The organism is Mycobacterium sp. NPDC003323, assembly GCF_053589535.1.
This window is the reverse complement of sequence record NZ_JBSFSB010000014.1, coordinates 22503-40100: the sequence shown is the minus strand read 5'-3', so window position 1 is coordinate 40100 and position 17598 is coordinate 22503. Positions and strand designations below refer to the sequence as shown.

General features: G+C 69.0%; 18 protein-coding genes. 7 read left to right on the top strand and 11 right to left on the bottom strand.

What is annotated here, in order from left to right:
- Positions 1–35 precede the first annotated feature (35 nt).
- The 4 genes from ACWDUN_RS23880 to ACWDUN_RS23865 are packed head-to-tail and all read right to left on the bottom strand — an operon-like array spanning position 36 to position 2531.
- Positions 36–398, bottom strand: a complete 363-nt coding sequence (locus ACWDUN_RS23880) for a hypothetical protein (RefSeq protein ID WP_449932511.1) — start codon at positions 396–398, stop codon at positions 36–38.
- The gene (locus ACWDUN_RS23875) at positions 386–1663 is read right to left on the bottom strand and encodes an ArsA family ATPase (RefSeq protein ID WP_449932510.1); all 1278 of its coding nucleotides are present in this window, start codon (positions 1661–1663) and stop codon (positions 386–388) included. Before ACWDUN_RS23875 ends, ACWDUN_RS23880 begins: the two co-directional genes overlap by 13 nt.
- Positions 1660–2097 (bottom strand): SRPBCC family protein, encoded by a 438-nt coding sequence (locus tag ACWDUN_RS23870; RefSeq protein ID WP_449932509.1) that lies wholly within the window; start codon positions 2095–2097, stop codon positions 1660–1662. The genes ACWDUN_RS23875 and ACWDUN_RS23870 overlap by 4 nt, the downstream gene beginning before the upstream one ends.
- A 44-nt stretch (positions 2098–2141) precedes the next feature.
- On the bottom strand, positions 2142–2531 hold the full coding sequence (locus ACWDUN_RS23865; protein ID WP_449932507.1) for an SRPBCC family protein: 390 nt from the start codon (positions 2529–2531) through the stop codon (positions 2142–2144).
- A gap of 108 nt (positions 2532–2639) precedes the next feature.
- Between ACWDUN_RS23865 and ACWDUN_RS23860 the strand changes: the two genes are divergently transcribed.
- Positions 2640–4439 (top strand): AMP-dependent synthetase/ligase, encoded by a 1800-nt coding sequence (locus tag ACWDUN_RS23860; protein WP_449932505.1) that lies wholly within the window; start codon positions 2640–2642, stop codon positions 4437–4439.
- Positions 4440–4454: 15 nt separating this feature from the next.
- Here the strand turns inward: ACWDUN_RS23860 and ACWDUN_RS23855 are convergent, their stop codons facing one another.
- The 4 genes from ACWDUN_RS23855 to ACWDUN_RS23840 all read right to left on the bottom strand — a co-directional run bounded on the left by ACWDUN_RS23855 (position 4455) and on the right by ACWDUN_RS23840 (position 7958).
- Complete coding sequence (locus ACWDUN_RS23855) at positions 4455–5585, bottom strand: glycosyltransferase family 4 protein (RefSeq protein ID WP_449932504.1); 1131 nt, start codon at positions 5583–5585, stop codon at positions 4455–4457.
- Positions 5586–5595: 10 nt separating this feature from the next.
- Complete coding sequence (locus tag ACWDUN_RS23850) at positions 5596–6369, bottom strand: peptidase (RefSeq protein WP_449932626.1); 774 nt, start codon at positions 6367–6369, stop codon at positions 5596–5598.
- A gap of 28 nt (positions 6370–6397) precedes the next feature.
- On the bottom strand, positions 6398–7537 hold the full coding sequence (gene ripC, locus ACWDUN_RS23845; RefSeq protein WP_449932503.1) for a peptidoglycan hydrolase RipC: 1140 nt from the start codon (positions 7535–7537) through the stop codon (positions 6398–6400).
- A gap of 154 nt (positions 7538–7691) precedes the next feature.
- Entirely contained in the window at positions 7692–7958 is a 267-nt protein-coding gene (locus ACWDUN_RS23840) for a hypothetical protein (RefSeq protein ID WP_449932502.1), read from the bottom strand.
- Between the two features lie 127 nt (positions 7959–8085).
- Between ACWDUN_RS23840 and ACWDUN_RS23835 the strand changes: the two genes are divergently transcribed.
- Positions 8086–9879: a DEDD exonuclease domain-containing protein gene (locus ACWDUN_RS23835; RefSeq protein ID WP_449932501.1), complete on the top strand. Its 1794-nt coding sequence runs from the start codon at positions 8086–8088 to the stop codon at positions 9877–9879.
- Here ACWDUN_RS23835 and trpD read toward each other — a convergent pair.
- On the bottom strand, positions 9857–10933 hold the full coding sequence (trpD, locus tag ACWDUN_RS23830; protein ID WP_449932500.1) for an anthranilate phosphoribosyltransferase: 1077 nt from the start codon (positions 10931–10933) through the stop codon (positions 9857–9859). The two genes, ACWDUN_RS23835 and trpD, sit on opposite strands and share 23 nt — an antisense overlap.
- A 126-nt stretch (positions 10934–11059) precedes the next feature.
- Here trpD and ctaE point away from each other — a divergent pair, with 126 nt between their 5' ends.
- The 5 genes from ctaE (at position 11060) to ACWDUN_RS23805 (ending at position 16070) form a co-directional block, all read left to right on the top strand.
- Positions 11060–11671 carry an aa3-type cytochrome oxidase subunit III gene (gene ctaE, locus ACWDUN_RS23825; RefSeq protein ID WP_081843494.1) on the top strand — a complete coding sequence of 204 codons (612 nt, stop codon included), beginning with the start codon at positions 11060–11062 and terminating at the stop codon, positions 11669–11671.
- A 35-nt stretch (positions 11672–11706) separates the two neighbouring features.
- Positions 11707–12519, top strand: a complete 813-nt coding sequence (gene qcrC, locus ACWDUN_RS23820; protein WP_449932498.1) for a cytochrome bc1 complex diheme cytochrome c subunit — start codon at positions 11707–11709, stop codon at positions 12517–12519.
- Positions 12516–13715, top strand: coding sequence for a cytochrome bc1 complex Rieske iron-sulfur subunit (qcrA, locus tag ACWDUN_RS23815; protein WP_449932497.1), 1200 nt, complete (start codon positions 12516–12518; stop codon positions 13713–13715). Before qcrC ends, qcrA begins: the two co-directional genes overlap by 4 nt.
- A complete protein-coding gene (gene qcrB / locus ACWDUN_RS23810) occupies positions 13712–15367 on the top strand; it encodes a cytochrome bc1 complex cytochrome b subunit (protein ID WP_449932496.1) in 1656 nt (551 codons plus the stop codon). The genes qcrA and qcrB overlap by 4 nt, the downstream gene beginning before the upstream one ends.
- 139 nt (positions 15368–15506) lie before the next feature.
- The gene (locus ACWDUN_RS23805) at positions 15507–16070 is read left to right on the top strand and encodes a mycothiol transferase (protein WP_449932495.1); all 564 of its coding nucleotides are present in this window, start codon (positions 15507–15509) and stop codon (positions 16068–16070) included.
- Between the two features lie 3 nt (positions 16071–16073).
- Here ACWDUN_RS23805 and ACWDUN_RS23800 read toward each other — a convergent pair whose 3' ends face one another.
- Positions 16074–16724, bottom strand: a complete 651-nt coding sequence (locus ACWDUN_RS23800; protein ID WP_449932494.1) for a DUF2561 family protein — start codon at positions 16722–16724, stop codon at positions 16074–16076.
- Positions 16724–17548: an MmpS family transport accessory protein gene (locus ACWDUN_RS23795; RefSeq protein WP_449932493.1), complete on the bottom strand. Its 825-nt coding sequence runs from the start codon at positions 17546–17548 to the stop codon at positions 16724–16726. The genes ACWDUN_RS23800 and ACWDUN_RS23795 overlap by 1 nt, the downstream gene beginning before the upstream one ends.
- Between the last annotated feature and the right edge of the window lie 50 nt (positions 17549–17598).

Genomic DNA, 17598 nt, shown 5'->3' with positions numbered 1-17598 from the left:
ACCACACGGCGGCTTGGCCAGCGGTGCAGACCGCTTCAGTCCTCCAGGGTGACCGGGATCTGCTCGTAGCGTCCCGCCGGCCGCTGTCCGCGCGACGGCGGCGGTGGTGGTGGCGGCTCGGCGGGTGGCTGCGGTTCGCCCACCATCGCGCGGATGACCGTGAGCAGCGCGACGCTGTGTTCGGCGATCACCGACAACAGCGGGTGCTGTTCGCCGTTGATCAGCGCGGCCAGCGCGCACACCGGGCACCACACCTGCTGGCAGGCACCCGGACCGGTGGTCTCCGAGGCCGCACGGGCGGCCGCCGCGCGCACCGCCGGATCGAGCTTGTCCAGGATCAGCTGGGCCAGCTGACGCAGTTCGGGCGGGATCTCAGAGTGAGTGGTCACTTGGGCCACACCTCCGGATTCGGTCGGAAACGCACGGTCAGGACGCCGCCCCGCAGATTCGCGTCGATCACGATGCAGCGCCGCAGCACGGATGCCAGCCGCACCCGCCGCCGCATACCCCCGGAGCCGATGACAAGGTCGTCGTCGACCCGGCCCAACGTCAGCGCGCCGGGATCGACCTGCGGCAACTCTAGCCGCATCCGATACACCGTATCGAGGCCGGACCCGGACTCGCGATCCACCACCGGTCGCAGCGGCCCCGGCGGCGCGGACCCGTCCCGTCGGCGCGCCGCGTCGAGCAACTCGCCGAGCGCCTTGGGTCCGATCGGCTCACCGGCCAGATGCGGCACCAGTACCAGCGCCACATCGCCGATCGAGCGGTCCAGCTCGTCGAGTACGGTCTGCTGCTCGGCGATCCGCTCGGCGTACCAGTCGAAGGCCGGATGAGCGGGCAGATTGTGGTACTCGTAGGAATCATCCTGCAGCAGAACCTGATTCACCAGGAGCTCTGCGACACGCACGCCCATCAAGGTCAGCGAGCCCAGGGTTCGGCCGGCCTCGGCGGCCACCACCCGCTCGGCGGTCAGCACCAGGTGCGCACCGACCCGCGTCCCGTCTGCCAGCAGTTCCGACAGCCGCTCGGCGCCCTCGGCGATCCGCTCCACCAGCGTCACCAATGCGGCGGAGGCCAGATCGGCGGGCGGTTGGCCGAGTCTGCGATGCCGCGGCCAGCTGCGTTCCACATACAGGTTGAAGGTGGCCGGCAGGGTCAGCATCCGCAGCGCATCCGCGGTCGAGGCGCAGTCCACCACCACCTCGTCCCACGCGCCGGAGTCGGCCAGTTCGGCGACCTCGTGCAGCCCGAGTACTTCCTGGATCCCGGGCAGCGCCGAAAGCTCTTCGGGAGCAACGTTTCCCAGGTCCGACTCGGGAAACTTCCCGACCAGCACGCCGGCGATCTCGCGCCACCGGGTTTCCAGCAGCGCCAACGTGTCCAGCGCCAGCGCATCGAGGTGACCACCGGACCCGCTGGGACCCGCGTCCAGATCGCTGAGCACGCGGGTGGGCTCGCGCAGACCGGTCGGCACGACGGTGGCGCCGAGCACGTCACCGGTGGAATGGGCCTGATCGGTGGACACGATGAGCACCCGCGACCCGCTTCGGGCAGCACGTACCGCGGTGGCCGTGGCCAACGTGGACTTGCCTACCCCTCCCTTACCGACGAACAGGCTGATCCGGGCGGGTTCGGGTGCGTGCTGTCCCGTGGAGTTCACTCCACCTCGACTCGCTTCTTGAGGTCCTTGAGTGCGGTGTCGGTGAGCCGGCGCTCGGCCTTGCGTTTGAGCAGACCGATCATCGGGATGATCAGGTCGACCGACAACTCATAGGTGACATCGGTACCGGAACCGTTGGGAGACAACCGGTATGCGCCCTGCAGGGCACGCAGCAGCGAGCTCGACACCAGACTCCAGGTGACGGACAAGCGGTCGGCGGGCCACTGGTAGGTCAGCACCATGGTGTCCTTGAGCACCGCCGCGTCGAGCACCAGTCGGGCGGTCTTGGGGTTGCCCGCGCCATCGCGCTCGAGCACCTCGGTTTCCTTGTACTCGGCCACCCACTCCGGGTACGAGCCGATATCGGCGATGACATCCATCACCGTCGAGGGGTCGGCTTCGATGTAGATCGTCTGCGCCGTCTTCTCCGCCACACCGAAGAAATCTACCCGCACCCCGCAGGGGGCGCGGCTCACCATCAGGCCAGCCGGGACACACCCACCGGCCGCTGGGCCTCCAACCGGTCCTTGATCTCGAAGGACATCTTCTTGCCCGCGACCCGGCGGAGGTGATTCAGCTTGGCCAGATCCATCCGGGCCAGATCGTGGGCCGTGGCACCGGACGGTTCGGCGTGCAGGAAGTAGTGCAGCAGCACGCCGTCCATCATCGGCTCCAGCCACACCTCCATCGTCCCGGTCAGCGCACCGGACACCGTCCAGCGCTGACCGGCCGGACCGCGGTCCTCGACCACCGCGAGCATCAGATCGGGCCACCATCGACGCCAACTCGCGACATCGGCGACAGCCCGGCCGACATCGGCCGGATCGGCGCACACGAAGGTCTCATCGGCGATCTGGACGCTGTTCATCACCACTCAGCATCACACATCCGATACCGGGAGTGTGACGCAGCCGACTTGCTGCCTACTACGCTTACTTGCAAGTAACCCGTAACCAGGACCCGAGGGGCCAGCATCGTGCGTGAGTTCTCTGTTCCCGCAACATTCGAGATCGCCGAGTACGACACCGTCGTCAGCTCGGTCTATGCGCATGAGCGCGAGGATCCCGAGCACGTGATCTTGCAGCGTCAGGTCGACGGCGCCTGGACCGATGTCACCTGCGCCCAGGCCGCCCAACAGATCCGCTCGGTGGCGCTGGGTTTGCTCGCGCACGACATCCAGCCCGGCGACCGGGTCGCGCTGCTGTCGGCCACCCGCTACGAATGGCCGATCATCGATTTCGCCATCCTGTCCATCGGCGCGGTCACCGTGCCGATCTATGAGACCTCGGCGCCCGAACAGATCAAGCACGTCCTCAACGATTCCGGGTCGGTGCTGGTGTTCGCCGAGACCGCCGCCCACGCCGAGCGGGTGGAACAGCAGGCCGATCAGCTGCCGAACGTGCGCACGGTGCTGCGCATCGACAGCGACGACGCGCCGGCGCTGCAGGTGCTGGCCGACGCCGGCAAGGATGTCGACCCGGGCCTGCTCGACGCCCGTGTCGCCGCCATCAGGTCCAGCGATCCCGCGACGCTGATCTACACCTCGGGCACCACCGGGCTGCCCAAGGGTTGCCAGCTGACGCACTCCAACCTGCTCTATGAGATCCGCGGCGCCAAGGCCGCCTTCCCGACCATGCTGCGCACGGACGAGCGGCTGCTGGTGTTCCTGCCACTGGCCCACGTGCTGGCCCGCGCGATCACCATCGGCGCCTACGCCAACAAGGTGACGCTGGGCTTCACCAGCGATATCAAGAACCTGGTTCCGATGTTCGCGGTGTTCAAGCCGACGCTGGTGGTGTCGGTGCCCCGGGTGTTCGAGAAGGTCTACAACACCGCCCTGCAGAACGCCCGCAACGACGGCAAGGGCCGCATCTTCGAGATCGCCGCCGACACCGCCATCGAGTTCAGCACGGCGCAGGACTCCGCCGGTGGACCCGGGCTGCTGCTCAAGCTCAAGCACGCCGTCTTCGACAAGCTGGTCTACGGCAAGCTGCGCGCCGCGCTCGGTGGCAACTGCGTGGCCGCCATCTCCGGCGGCGCGCCGCTGGGCGCCCGGTTGGGGCACTTCTACCGCGGCGTCGGGCTGACCATCTACGAGGGTTACGGCCTGACCGAGAGCAGCGCGGCCGTCACCGCCAACCAGGTCGGCGATATGAAGGTCGGTTCGGTCGGAAAGCCGTTGCCCGGCAACAGCGTGCGCTTGGCCGATGACGATGAGCTGCTGCTCTCCGGCGGCGTGGTGTTCAGCGGCTACTGGCGCAACGAGCAGGCCACCGCCGACGCCTTCACCGACGGCTGGTTCCACACCGGTGACCTCGGCGCCATCGATGATCAGGGGTTCCTGACCATCATCGGCCGCAAGAAGGAGATCATCGTCACCGCCGGCGGCAAGAACGTCGCGCCGGCCGTGCTGGAAGACCGGTTGCGCGCGCACCCGCTGATCAGCCAGGCGATGGCCGTCGGTGATGCGCAGCCGTTCATCGCGGCCCTGATCACCATCGATCCGGAGGCGTTCGAGGGCTGGAAGGAGCGCAACGGCAAGGCCTCCGGGGCGACGGTCGCCGATCTCACCGAGGACCCGGACCTGGTCGCCGAGGTCGAAGCGGCGGTCAAGGAGGCCAATCAGGCGGTGTCCAAGGCCGAGGCGATCCGCACCTTCCGCATCCTGCCGGTCGACTTCACCGAGGACACCGGCGAGTTGACGCCGACGCTGAAGGTCAAGCGCAAGGTGGTCGCCGAGAAGTTCGCCGACCACATCGCCGCGATCTACGCCTGATCCGGCGCGCCCGGGTCAGCCCAGGAACCGGTTCAGGCGCGCGCCCTGGGCGCGCCACTGCCAGTGCTCGACCACCCAGTCGCGCCCGGCCGCGCCCATCCTGGCCGCGGTCTGCGGGTCGGCCAGCAGGTCGCCGACCGCGGTGGCGATGGCATCCACATCGGTGCCGTCGACCACCCACCCGGTCTCCCCGTCGCGCACGGTTTCGGGTGCCCCGCCCGAACGCCCCGCCACCACCGGCACCCCACTGGCCGAGGCCTCCAGGTAGACGATGCCCAGACCCTCGACGTCCAGACCCGAACCGCGGGTACGGCAGGGCATCGCGAACACATCCGCCATGGCATGGTGGGCGGCCAGTTCCTCGGCGGGCACCCCACCGGTGAACATCACGTCTTCGGCGACTCCGACCCGGCTGGCCAGCTTCTCCAGGTCCGATCGGTACGGCCCGCCGCCTACGATCAGCAGTGCCGCGTCCGGGATCCGGCGCCGGATCCGGGCGAAAGCGCGGATCAGCATGTCCTGGCCCTTGCGCGGCACCAATCGGGACAGGCACAGCACCACGGGCCGGTCTCCCAGCTCATAGCGTGCGCGCAGTTGTGCGCGGGCGACGCTGTCGGGGGCGAACCGGTCGACGTCGACACCGGGTGAGAGCCGTTCCAGGCGCGCCTGCGGCCCGAACGCCGAGGCGAACCGGCCCCGGGTGTACCCGCTGACGTAGGTGATGATGTCGGCGTCGTCACCGATGCGGCGCAATGCCGTGCGCGCCAACGGCAGCATCGACCAGCCGACCTCGTGGCCGTGGGTACTGGCCACCACACGCGTGGCGCCGGCGCGACGGGCCAACGGGCCCAGCAGGGCCAGCGGCGCCGCGGCACCGAACCACACCGTCTCGATGCCGTGCTCGGTGATCAGGTCACGCATCCGGTTGGCCACGGTCGGTTCGGGCAGCATCAGCGTGCTGCGATGGCGCACCACCGGATAGCCGGCCCGTCGGTCGTAGTCGGCGGCGCCCTTCCATTTCGGCGCGTAGACGGTGAGATCGTGATTCCCGGCGGCCGACAGCTGCGCGACGAAGGCTTCCAGATAGGACTGGATGCCCCCACGGCGCGGCGGAAAATCGTTGGTCAGCAACAGGACCCGGCTCATTGTGCCCACGCTATCCGGTCATCCAGCGCCGCCACTGCGCCACCACCTCGTCGAGGTCGGCGTGCAGGGTCTGCCGCACGGCCGTCGCGGTATCGGGGTGTCCGGGTCCGCACGCGTTCAGATACAGCGCCTTCAGCGTCGGTGCACCGTACCGGTCGGCGATGAACCGGCTGAACCACCAGGCGCGGTCGTAGGCCAGCGAACGCGCCGGTCCTTCGGCTCGGAGGTCGGCATCGGTAGGCAGCACGGCGGGATCGGGGCGGTCGGGCGGCGGATCGGTGGCCGGTCGGCCGACATAGTCGGCGACGCCCTCGGTCAGCCACAGTGGCGCGTCGGCCACCGTCTGCGCACGAGCCGCATGGTGGAAGAGCTCATGGCGGACGACGATGCGCAGCGCGGTCTCGCTCATCTGCGCCGCACCGGGGGCGAACACCATGCCCTCGGCTGTCGTGGCCGCCGCGATATCGGGACTGCCGTGTGCCAGCACACGGAACTGTGCCGGCGATTCGGTGACGATGACGACGATGTCGCGGGGCCAGTCGGGTCCCCAGAAAGCGGTGACGGCCGCCACCGCGGCGGGCAGTTCGGCGCCGATGCGCTCGATGAGCGGTGCGGCGCCGGTGCCGAGTCCGCGCAGGTGGGCGGTGCGCCCGTTCGGCAGTGGGAGCGAAATGGTGTGCGCCGTCTGCGCTTCCGGCGACGGGGAGGCCGACGAATATGGCGATGGTTGCGGCGGGGATTCCGACTCGGACTGACAGCCCGCGAGCAGGACGGTGGCGATCAGCGCACCGCAGAGCCGCCGGCGCCGCGCCTCAGTAACGGCGGACGTTGTAGATCGGGGCGTTGTTCACCGGTGCGACGACGACCGGCTTACCGAACGTCGAGGCGTGCACCATCATGCCGTCGCCGATGTAGATGCCGACGTGCGAGGCGTCCGAGTAGTAGGAGACGACGTCACCGGGTTGCATCTGATCGGTCGAGACGGGTTGGCCACCGGCGGCCTGCGCATAGCTGGAGTGCGGCAGCGAGATGCCGGCCTGGCTGAAGGCCCACTTCACCAGGCCCGAGCAGTCGAACGCACCGGGCCCCTCGGCACCCCACGAGTAGGGCGAACCGATGCGGGTCAGCGCGGCCTGCATGGCCACGACGCCACCGCTGGATCCGGCGGGCGCGGCGGCCGGCGGCGCGATGTCACCCGGCGGGATCCCGGCCGGCGGCGCGGCCAGCACGCCGGGATCGTTGTTGGGCAACGGCGCTGGCGGCGGCGGCAACTGCACACCCTCGGGCACCGGCGGGATGGCCGCCAGCGTCTCACGCTGGGCCGGGGTCAACCGCTCGTACTGCGACTTGACGATCGCGATCTCGACCTGCAGCTTGCTTTGCTTGGATTGCAGGTCGGCGCGCACCGCCGCGGCCTGCTCGGCGGCGGTCTTGGCATCGGCGGCCGACTGAGCGGAGGCCGATTCGGCCTGGGCGGCCTGCACGCTGATATTTCGGAAGTTCTGCATCTGCGACGACATCTCGGTCGCCATCACGCGCTGCACCGCCAGTTGGTCGATGAGCACCTGCGGCGAGCTCGCCGTCAGGATGGCGTCCAGTCCGTCGGTGCGCCCACCCATGTACTGCGCGGCGGCGAACTTGTCGACCGATGCCTGGAAGGTTGCCAACTTCTGCTTGGCGGCATCGGCGGCGGCGAGGTCGGCGGCGTGCTTCTCTTCGGCGGCACGCTGTGCCACCAGCTTCTCGTCGAGATCGAGCTGCGCGGCGTGCATGTTCTCGGTGGCGATCTCGGCCTGATGCGACAGCTCGTTGAGCTTTGCCAGCGCATCCTCGGCCGGGTCGGCATGCACTGTGGTGGCGAAGGATCCGCCGATGATGGTCAAGGTCGCTAACGCACCGACAAGGGCTCGCTGGACGCCACGCTTACGCCGGTGTGTGCGATCAGGGCTCAAGGTATTGCGTCCTTAACACTGCGATTCAGCCGCGCCGAACTACTGTTAGGTCTCGAACAGGTTACGAAACGGCATCGGGCTTGTCCAACGGAAGACGTGAATTCAACAGGCGCCCGGGAATAATTTTTTGCTTCCCGTGGTTGACCGCGTGTCATCACGCCACACCAGTTCTACCATCCGAGCCGTCGCGACGGTGGATGGGAACGAGTCGCAATCGGGGCGCCAGACCGGCGTCGGCGAGCACTTCCAATGCCTGGCGTTCGTCGTCCAGCAAAGTTTCCGGAACACCGAGCAGCACACTGACCACGCAGTCCTGACACCCCGGTCCGCGCACCGCGCAATCGTCGCAGTCGATCACCACCGAGCCGGTGTCCGGCGGCGGTGCACCGTCGGTGAACTCGTCGCGCATCGGGTGTGTCATGACATCCTCCTCGTGTCCGGGCCTGGTCTCGGCCGATTCCCCCGCACCGTAACGACGACCACCGACACGCCCGCCGGACCGGACACGCACCGCCGGCGATGTCGGGGGCGGCGTTTACCGTCACGCTGTGCAGCAGCTGAGTTTCGGCGATGTCGACGGAGCGAGCGGGTTCACCGACGGGGACGGGATCTCCGACCTGGCGTTGGCCGACACGACGTTCGTGGTGGTGGATCTGGAGACCACCGGCGGCAGCCGCGACCACGACGCCATCACCGAGATCGGCGCGGTCAAGGTCCGTGGCGGGGTGGTGCTGGGCGAGCTGGCGACGCTGGTCGACCCGGGCCGCGCCATCCCGCCGCAGATCGTCGCGCTCACCGGCATCACCACGGCGATGGTGCACGACGCGCCCCGCATCGACAGCGTGCTGCCGGCCTTCCTGGAGTTCTCCCGCGGCGCGGTGCTGGTGGCGCACAACGCCGGGTTCGACATCGGATTCCTACGGGCGGCGGCACAGCGGCTCGGCCTGTCCTGGACCCGCCCGCCGGTGCTGTGCACGGTGAAGCTGGCCCGCCGCGTCCTCACCCGTGACGAGGCGCCCAGCGTCAAGTTGTCCGCACTGGCCCGGCTGTTCGGCGCCTCCACCACCCCGACCCACCGCGCGCTCGACGACGCCAGAGCCACCGTCGACGTGCTGCACGGCCTGATCGAACGGGTCGGCAACCAGGGCGTGCGCACCTACCCCGAACTGCGCAGCTATCTGCCCGACAAGACCGCACCACAGCGTCGGAAACGCCACCTGGCCAACGGGATTCCGACCTGCCCGGGGGTGTATCTGTTCCGCGGTCCCGCCGAGGAGGTGCTCTACATCGGCACCGCGGTCAACCTGCGCCGCCGGGTCGGGCAGTACTTCACCGGTGCCGACCCGCGCACCCGGATGAAGGAGATGGTGGCGCTGGCCATCCGGGTCGACCATGTCGAGTGCGCGCACGAACTGGAGGCCGGCGTGCGCGAGCTGCGACTGCTGGCCGCGCACGCGCCGCCGTACAACCGGCGCTCGAAATTCCCCCGCAAATGGTGGTGGATCACCCTGACCGAGGAGGCCTTCCCGCGCTTCTCGGTGGTGCGCGCGCCGCGCGGGCCGCGGGCGGTCGGCCCGTTCTCCGCACGCGCGGACGCGGTGGACACCGCCGAGGTGCTCGCGCGCGGCGCCGGGGTGCGCACCTGCACCGCCCGGCTGGGCCGCGCCGCGGTGCACACCTGCCAGGAGCGCGAGCTCTCCGGATGCCCGGCACCGCGCGGTACCGATATGGCCGGTTATGCGGCGGGGCCACGACGCGCCGCCGAGCTGATCGACGGAGCCGATCACGGCGTCTTCGCCGGCGTGTTCGGCCAGATCGAGGCGCTGGCCGAGCTGCACCGCTACGAGAGCGCCGCCCGATTGCGCGACCGCACCGCCGCCGCGGTCGAGACGGTGGCTCGCGGCCAACGTCTGCGGGCCCTGGCCGAGGTCGACGAGATCACCGCCGCCCGCCCGGACGGCAGTGGCGGCTGGGAGCTCGCCGTCATCCGGCACGGCCAGCTCGCGGCGGCCGGCTGCGCCCGCCGCGGTGTGCCGCCAATGCCGGTGGTCGAGGCGATAACCGCTGCGGCGCAGACGATCCTGCCCAAGAGTGCGCCGCTGGGCGGGGCCCTGGTCGAGGAGACGGCACTGATCGTGCGCTGGCTGGCCGGCCCCGGTGTGCGCATCGTGAGCGCCGAACCGGGCTATGCCAGCCCGGTGGGGTCGGCCGCGCACTGGCGCGGCTGGGCGGCGTCCGCTCGTTCGGCCCGGCTGGCCGCCGACCGCACCGATGCCGACACCCTCGACGACCGATACGGGCTGAACCCGCCGCGGACGGCTAGCTTCCGGCTTTCTGGGTGAATCGCACCCAGTTGGCCAGCAGCCGTTCGGCGGCACCGGAATCGATGGACTCGGTCGCGCGGGCCAACGCGGACTCCCAGGACGGCGTCCACTGCGCATCACTGGTCAGTCCGGCATGGGCCACCATCGCGCCGGCGGCGTTGAGCACCACCGCATCGCGCACCGGACCCTTGGCGCCGCCGAGCACCGCGCGCACCGAGGCCGCATTGGCCTCGGCATCGCCACCGACGAGCTCGCTGAGCTCGGCGCGGCGGAAACCGAACGCCGCCGGGTCCAGCGTCAGCCGGTCCACGGTGCCGGCCTGCACCCGCCAGATCGTGCTCGTCGTCGTGGTGGTCAGCTCGTCCAGACCGTCGTCGCCGTGCACCACCAGGGCGCTGGCACCGCGCGCGGCGAAGACACCGGCCATCACCTCGGCCAGATCACCCCACGCGCAACCGAACAGGCCCGCCCGGGGCGCGGCCGGGTTGGTCAGCGGGCCCAGCAGATTGAAGACCGTCGGCACCCCGATCTCACGGCGGACCACCGAGGCGTGCCGGTAGGACGGGTGGAACTGCGGCGCGAAGGCGAAGGCAATGCCCACCTCGGCGACGCTGCGCGCCACTTCGTCGGGCCCCAGATCGATGCGCACGCCGAGCGCCTCCAGGGTGTCCGCGCCGCCGGACAGCGAGGAGGCGGCGCGGTTGCCGTGCTTGACGACCGGGATACCGGCCGCCGCGGTGACGATCGAGGCCATGGTGGACAGATTCACCGTGTTGGCGCCGTCACCTCCGGTGCCCACGATGTCGACCGCATCCCCACCGATCGCGCCCGGCGGGATCCGGCGGGCGTGCTTGAGCATCATGTCGGCCAGTTCGTTGACCTCCGCCGACGTCGGCCGCTTCATGCGCATCGCCACCGCGAACCCGGAGATCTGCGCCGGGGTGGCCGATCCGGTCATGATCTGGTCCATCGCCCACGCCGACTGCCCACGCAGCAGATCCTGATGTGTGGTGAGTCGGCCGAGGATCTGTGGCCAGGTCGGGTTGTCGGATGCGCTTTCGGAGGATGACACGCCGTGATGCTATCGCTCGCATAACGGCACTCCGGAGGCCGTCACCAGTGCCGTCCGCGCGCAGGTTTCAACTCAATTACGAACCCGGGTGGTGTTCGTCAACTACAAAGCGTCATACTTGCACCTGTGACGAGTGCTGTTGGGACCTCGGGGACCGCGATCACCTCCCGCGTACATTCGCTGAACCGGCCGAATATGGTCAGTGTCGGCACCATCGTGTGGCTTTCCAGTGAGCTCATGTTCTTTGCTGGGCTGTTCGCGATGTACTTCACCGCGCGGGCTCAGGCGCAGGGCGCGTGGCCGCCCGAGCCGACGGAGCTGAATCTGTGGCTGGCCGTACCGGTCACCGCGGTGCTGGTCGCCTCCTCCTTCACCTGCCAGATGGGCGTCTTCGCCGCCGAGCGCGGTGACGTGTTCGGCCTGCGTCGCTGGTACGTGATCACCTTCCTGATGGGTCTGTTCTTCGTGCTCGGCCAGGGCTACGAGTACATCCACCTGGTGGAGCACGGCACCACGATCCCGGGCAGCGCGTACGGCTCGGTGTTCTATCTGGCGACCGGCTTCCACGGCCTGCACGTCATCGGCGGCCTCGTCGCCTTCGTCTTCCTGCTCATCCGCACCCGGATGAGCAAGTTCACGCCCGCACAGGCCACCGCGGCGATCGTCGTGTCGTACTACTGGCACTTCGTCGACATCGTCTGGATCGCCCTGTTCGCTGTCATCTACTTCGTCCGATGATCGGCTCGCCGATGAGTTCGTCAAGAAGGGGATCGATGTCCACCAAGTCCCGCCGTCGGTTTCGCCGCCGTCTGTCCGCGGCTCTGCTGCTGCTGCTCGGGCTGTCCGCGGCCGGCGCAGTCGCCGCCACGCTGACGCCGACGCCCCAGGTGGCGGTGGCCGATGAGTCGCAGTCGGCGCTGCTGCGCACCGGCAAGCAGCTGTTCGACACGTCGTGCATCAGCTGCCACGGCGCGAACCTGCAGGGCGTGACCGACCGTGGCCCCAGCCTGATCGGCACCGGCGAGGCCGCCGTCTACTTCCAGGTGTCCACCGGCCGTATGCCGGCGATGCGCGGCGAGGCCCAGGCCCCCCGCAAGGAACCGGTGTTCGACGAGCACCAGATCGACGCGCTGGGCGCCTACGTGCAGGCCAACGGCGGTGGCCCCATCGTGCCCCGGGATGCCAACGGCCACATCGCCAATGAGGCCATGCTGGCCGGCGACGTCGCACGTGGTGGCGACCTCTTCCGGCTGAACTGCGCCTCCTGCCACAACTTCACCGGTAAGGGCGGCGCGCTGTCCTCGGGTAAGTACGCGCCCGATCTGGGCGAGGCGGCCAAGGTTCCCGCGCAGGTCTACACCGCCATGCTCACCGGGCCGCAGAACATGCCGAAGTTCTCCGACCGGCAGCTCTCGCCCGAAGAGAAGAACGACATCGTCAGCTATGTCGTGCAGGCCGCCAACACCCCGGACCCGGGCGGTTACGGCCTGGGCGGCTTCGGCCCCACCTCTGAGGGTATGGCCATCTGGATCATCGGGATCGTGGCTGCCGTCGGCATCACGATGTGGATCGGAGCTCGTGCATGAGCGAGAACGTCAGCAAGGGAAGTGACACCTCCGGGTCCCCCGTGCCCGGTCAGCCCACCGACGCCGAACTGGCGCAGATGTCCCGTGAAGAGCTGCTCGCCCTCGGCGGCAAGCTCGACGGCGTCGAGGTCGTCTACAAGGAACCGCGCTGGCCGGTCGAGGGCACCAAGGCCGAGAAGCGCGCCTCGCGCACCGTCGCCTACTGGCTGCTGCTCGGCGGTTTCTCCGGACTGGCGCTGCTGCTGGTCTTCCTGTTCTGGCCGTGGGAGTACGTCCCCTACGGCGGCGAGGGTGAGCGTCTCTACACGCTGGCCACCCCGCTGTACGGTCTGACCTTCGGCCTGTCGATCATGGCGATCGGCGTCGGCGCGGTGCTCTTCCAGAAGAAGTTCATCCCGGAAGAGATCACCATCCAGGATCGCCACGACGGCGCCTCGGCGGAGATCCACCGCAAGACCGTCGTCGCCAACCTGACCGATGCCCTGGAGGGCTCGACGATCAAGCGGCGCAAGCTGATCGGCCTGTCCATGGGTATCGGCCTCGGCGCATTCGGCCTGGGCACCCTGGTGGCCTTCCTCGGTGGTCTGATCAAGAACCCGTGGAAGCCCGTCGTGCCGACGGCCGAGGGCAAGAAGGCCGTGCTGTGGACCTCGGGCTGGACCCCGCGCTACGAGGGCGAGACCATCTACGTCGCCCGCGCCACCGGCCTGCCCGGTGAGTCGGCCTTCGTCAAGATGCGTCCCGAGGACATCGACGCCGGCGGCATGGAGACCGTGTTCCCGTGGCGCGAGTCCGACGGCGACGGCACCACCGTCGAGTCGTCGCATCACCTGTTCGAGATCGCGATGGGCGTCCGCAACCCGGTAATGCTCATCCGCATCAAGCCGCAGGACATGCCGAAGGTCGTCAAGCGCAAGGGCCAGGAGAGCTTCAACTTCGGCGAGCTGTTCGCCTACACCAAGGTCTGCTCCCACCTGGGCTGCCCGTCCTCGCTGTACGAGCAGCAGACCTACCGCATCCTGTGCCCGTGCCACCAGTCGCAGTTCGACGCGCTGCACTTCGCGCGTCCGATCTTCGGCCCCGCCGCACGCGCACTGGCACAGCTGCCCATCACCATCGATGAGGATGGGTACCTGGTCGCCAACGGCGACTTCATCGAGCCTGTCGGACCGGCATTCTGGGAGCGCAAGTCATGAGTCCTAAACTCAATGAGGCCCTGGCCAAGCAGGGTGATGCGATCGATTCCCGGTACCACCCCTCGGAGGCGGTACGGCGCGGAGTCCTGAACAAGGTGTTCCCCACCCACTGGTCCTTCCTGCTGGGTGAGATCGCGCTGTACAGCTTCATCATCCTGCTGATCACCGGTGTCTGGTTGACGCTGTTCTTCGATCCGTCGATGGCGCACGTCACCTACGACGGTGTCTACCAACCGCTGCGCGGCATCCAGATGTCGCGGGCCTACGAATCGGCGCTGGAGATCAGCTTCGAGGTCCGCGGCGGTCTGTTCGTCCGGCAGGTCCACCACTGGGCGGCATTGTTGTTCGCGGCGTCGATCATGGTGCACCTGGCGCGCATCTTCTTCACCGGTGCGTTCCGCCGGCCGCGTGAGGCCAACTGGGTCATCGGCTCGCTGCTGCTGATCCTGGCGATGTTCGAGGGCTACTTCGGTTACTCGCTGCCCGACGACCTGCTGTCCGGCACCGGCCTGCGTGCCGCGTTCTCCTCGATCACCCTGGGCATGCCGGTCATCGGCACCTGGCTGCACTGGGCGCTGTTCGGCGGTGACTTCCCCGGCGAGATCATCATCCCGCGCCTGTACGCGCTGCACATCCTGCTGATCCCGGGCATCATGCTCGCGCTCATCGGTGTGCACATGGCCCTGGTCTGGTTCCAGAAGCACACCCAGTTCCCCGGCCCGGGCCGCACCGAGAAGAACGTCGTCGGCGTGCGCGTCATGCCGGTCTTCGCGGTCAAGTCCGGCGCCTTCTTCGCCATGATCACCGGCCTGCTCGGCCTGATGGGCGGTCTGCTGCAGATCAACCCGATCTGGGTGCTCGGCCCGTACAAGCCTTCGCAGATCTCGGCGGGTAGCCAGCCGGACTTCTACATGATGTGGACCGACGGTCTGGCGCGTACCTGGCCGGCCTGGGAGTTCTACATCGGCAACTACACCATCCCGCAGTCGGTGTGGGTGGCGGTCGGCATGGGCCTGGTGTTCGTGCTCCTGACCGTCTACCCCTTCATCGAGAAGAAGCTGACCGGCGACGATGCGCACCACAACCTGCTGCAGCGTCCGCGTGACGCACCGACGCGTACCGCGGTGGGTGCGGCGGCCATCTCGTTCTACCTGCTGCTGACCTTCATGTGCATGAACGACATCATTGCGCTGAAGTTCCACATCTCGCTGAACGCGACGACCTGGATCGGCCGCATCGGCATGGTCGTGCTGCCGATGATCGTCTACTACATCACCTACCGGTGGGCGATCAGCCTGCAGCGCAGCGACCGCGCGGTGCTCGAGCACGGCATCGAGACGGGCATCATCACCCGCCTGCCGCACGGTGCCTACATCGAGCTGCACCAGCCGCTCGGCCCGGTCGACGACCACGGGCACCCGATTCCGCTGGAGTACCAGGGCGCTTCGCTGCCCAAGCGGATGAACAAGCTCGGGTCCGGCGGTGCGCCCGGCACCGGCAGCTTCCTCTACGCCGATCCGGTCGAGGAGCACGAGGCGCTCACCGAAGCGGCACACGCGGCGCACCACAGGTCGCTCGCGGTGCTCAGCAAGAGCCAGGGCACCGACGGGTCCAACGGCTCGAACGGGCACGGGTCCAACGGGCACCACTAGCAGTTCACGAGGAGGCCCGCGCAGTCACACCGACTGCGCGGGCCTTTCCTTTTCCGCGAGAGACCGTGTCTGTACGCCGACACGCCGCCGCGGATCACCTTTTGCGGTCGCTCGCGCCACAATGTCCACAATGTGAGCCGTGACCCTCGATCCCCCATGGGAACCACCGTTGGCCGGTACGGAGGAACAGCATCTCGTCGGCGCCCTGGACCGGTTGCGGTACACCTTCCGCTGGAAGGCCGACGGGCTGGACGCCGCCGCGCTGAACACCCGTATCGGTGCGTCCGCACTCACCCTGGGCGGGCTGCTCAAGCATCTGGCCCGCGCCGAGGCGCAGCGGTTCGGCCCCGACCTCGACGACTCCCCCATGGGTGAACCGTGGGACAGCGCCGACTGGGGCGCCGACCCCGACTGGGACTTCAACTCCGCCGCGCGGGACACCCCCGCGCAGTTGTACGCGCTCTGGGATGACACGGTGGCGCACTCACGCGCCAGGCTGAGCGCGGCACTGGCCGACGGTGGCCTCGATCAGCTGGTCGCCATGGCCTGGCCGGACGGTAGCCCCGCCGGTCTGCGACGGCTGGTGTGCGATCTCATCGAGGAGTACGGCCGGCACACCGGTCATGCGGATCTGCTGCGCGAGGCCGTCGACGGGCGCGTCGGTGAGGATCCTCCGCAGGACTGGCGCCCGCAGCCGCAGTGAACGTCAGGCGACGGGCTTGTCCAGGCCCAGCACAGCGCGCAGTTCGCGCAGGTAGAACCACGGCACGGCGGCCATGCCCACGGTCACCATGCCGGCGATGATGTACAGCGCCACCGCGCCGGTGTTGTTCCCACCGGCCATCAGATAGGTCGCGACCGCCACCGCCAGCGTGCCGGCACCGACTGCGGCGCCGATACCGGCCGCACAGCGCACGAACACCTGCTCGACGACGGACGGCAGTGCACCGCCGCGGATCCCGGTCTCGGACATACCGGCGGCCGATTCGGCCGCGCGGCGGCGGCCCTGTCGGGTCGGGACGGCGGCGATGTCATCGGACACCGATCCGCCCGACGGCGTGAAGCTGCGCAGCGGTCGCTCGCTGCTCTGCTTGCGGGCTCGGACGAGCAGCGGGATGGCCACCGCGATCACCACCGCCGACACCCCGATGACGGTGTACAACGCCCACGGGGTGTCCGAGCCGGATGCCTCGGCGAGCTCGGCCCGCACGGTGCCACGGCCGCTGCCCAGGTCCACCAGGCGCACCGCCGCGGCGACCGACACCCCGAGGGCGGCCAGCCATACGGCGGCGCACACCCCCAGCAGGATGCGGTCCAGGTTCGGTGGGCCCGACAGCCGCGTCGTGTTCTCCAGCATCAGCAGCTCGTCTGCGCGGCGTTGCCGGTGTTGGAGGACAGCACCGTGCCATCGCTGGTGGTGATCGAGCAGTTCAGCCGGCTGACCAGGAACAGGCTTGAGGCCTGCACCGAGCCGACCTCGGACTGCGAGATCGGGGTCACCGTCAGCGACCACGGGATGTACACGTTGCGCTGGGTCCGGCTGCGGCCCGACGCGTCGATATAGGTGACGGTGATGATGTCTCCCGGTGCCTTGGTGCCGGTGACCGAATACGTGACCTGCCGGGGTCCGGCCGGTCGCGTCGTCGTCGGCGGTGCGGGTGGCGGCGCCTCGGTGGTCGGCGGCGGAGGCGGTGGCGCCTCGGCCGGCGGCGGAGGCGGCGGGGGTGGCGGCTCCTCGGTCACCGTCACGGTCTCCGGTGGCGGCGGGGGCGCCTCGGTGGTCGGCGGCGGTGGCGGCGGCTCGCTCGGGGGCGGGGGTGGCGTCGTGGTGGTGATCTCGTCCTGGACCGGCGGCGCCGTGGTGGTCGACGTCTGCTGGTCGGCCAGGTTGTCGCTGTCGTCGGTGCGGGTCACGAGCAGGGCCACCGATGCGACCAATGAGATGGCGGCGACAATGGCGACGACACCGACCACCCACGGCCACCGCGGAGGACGGTCATCCTCCAGCGGTGCATAGTTGTCGTAGTCGTACAGCGCCGGGTCCGGCGGCACATAGGGCGCGCTGGTGAACTGTTCGGACTCCGGGGCGGAATACGCCCGGGAGTGGATGTCGGTCTCGTCGGTGCGGGGAATCGGATCCTTGTCCGCGCCCGTTGATTCCGGTCCTGACGGCCCGCTCATCTGCAACTACCTCGGCCTATCCTTCTCGACTGCTGCCTCGGCAAGATTAC

Bases quoted from the DNA above. Each gene is read 5' to 3' on its own strand.
- ACWDUN_RS23865 (WP_449932507.1), bottom strand. From the start codon at position 2,531: ATGAACAGCGTCCAGATCGCCGATGAGACCTTCGTGTGCGCCGATCCG.
- ACWDUN_RS23855 (WP_449932504.1), bottom strand. From the start codon at position 5,585: ATGAGCCGGGTCCTGTTGCTGACCAACGATTTTCCGCCGCGCCGTGGG.
- ACWDUN_RS23840 (WP_449932502.1), bottom strand. From the start codon at position 7,958: ATGACACACCCGATGCGCGACGAGTTCACCGACGGTGCACCGCCGCCG.
- qcrC (WP_449932498.1), top strand. From the start codon at position 11,707: ATGTCCACCAAGTCCCGCCGTCGGTTTCGCCGCCGTCTGTCCGCGGCT.
- qcrA (WP_449932497.1), top strand. From the start codon at position 12,516: ATGAGCGAGAACGTCAGCAAGGGAAGTGACACCTCCGGGTCCCCCGTG.
- qcrB (WP_449932496.1), top strand. From the start codon at position 13,712: ATGAGTCCTAAACTCAATGAGGCCCTGGCCAAGCAGGGTGATGCGATC.
- ACWDUN_RS23800 (WP_449932494.1), bottom strand. From the start codon at position 16,724: ATGCTGGAGAACACGACGCGGCTGTCGGGCCCACCGAACCTGGACCGC.
- ACWDUN_RS23795 (WP_449932493.1), bottom strand. From the start codon at position 17,548: ATGAGCGGGCCGTCAGGACCGGAATCAACGGGCGCGGACAAGGATCCG.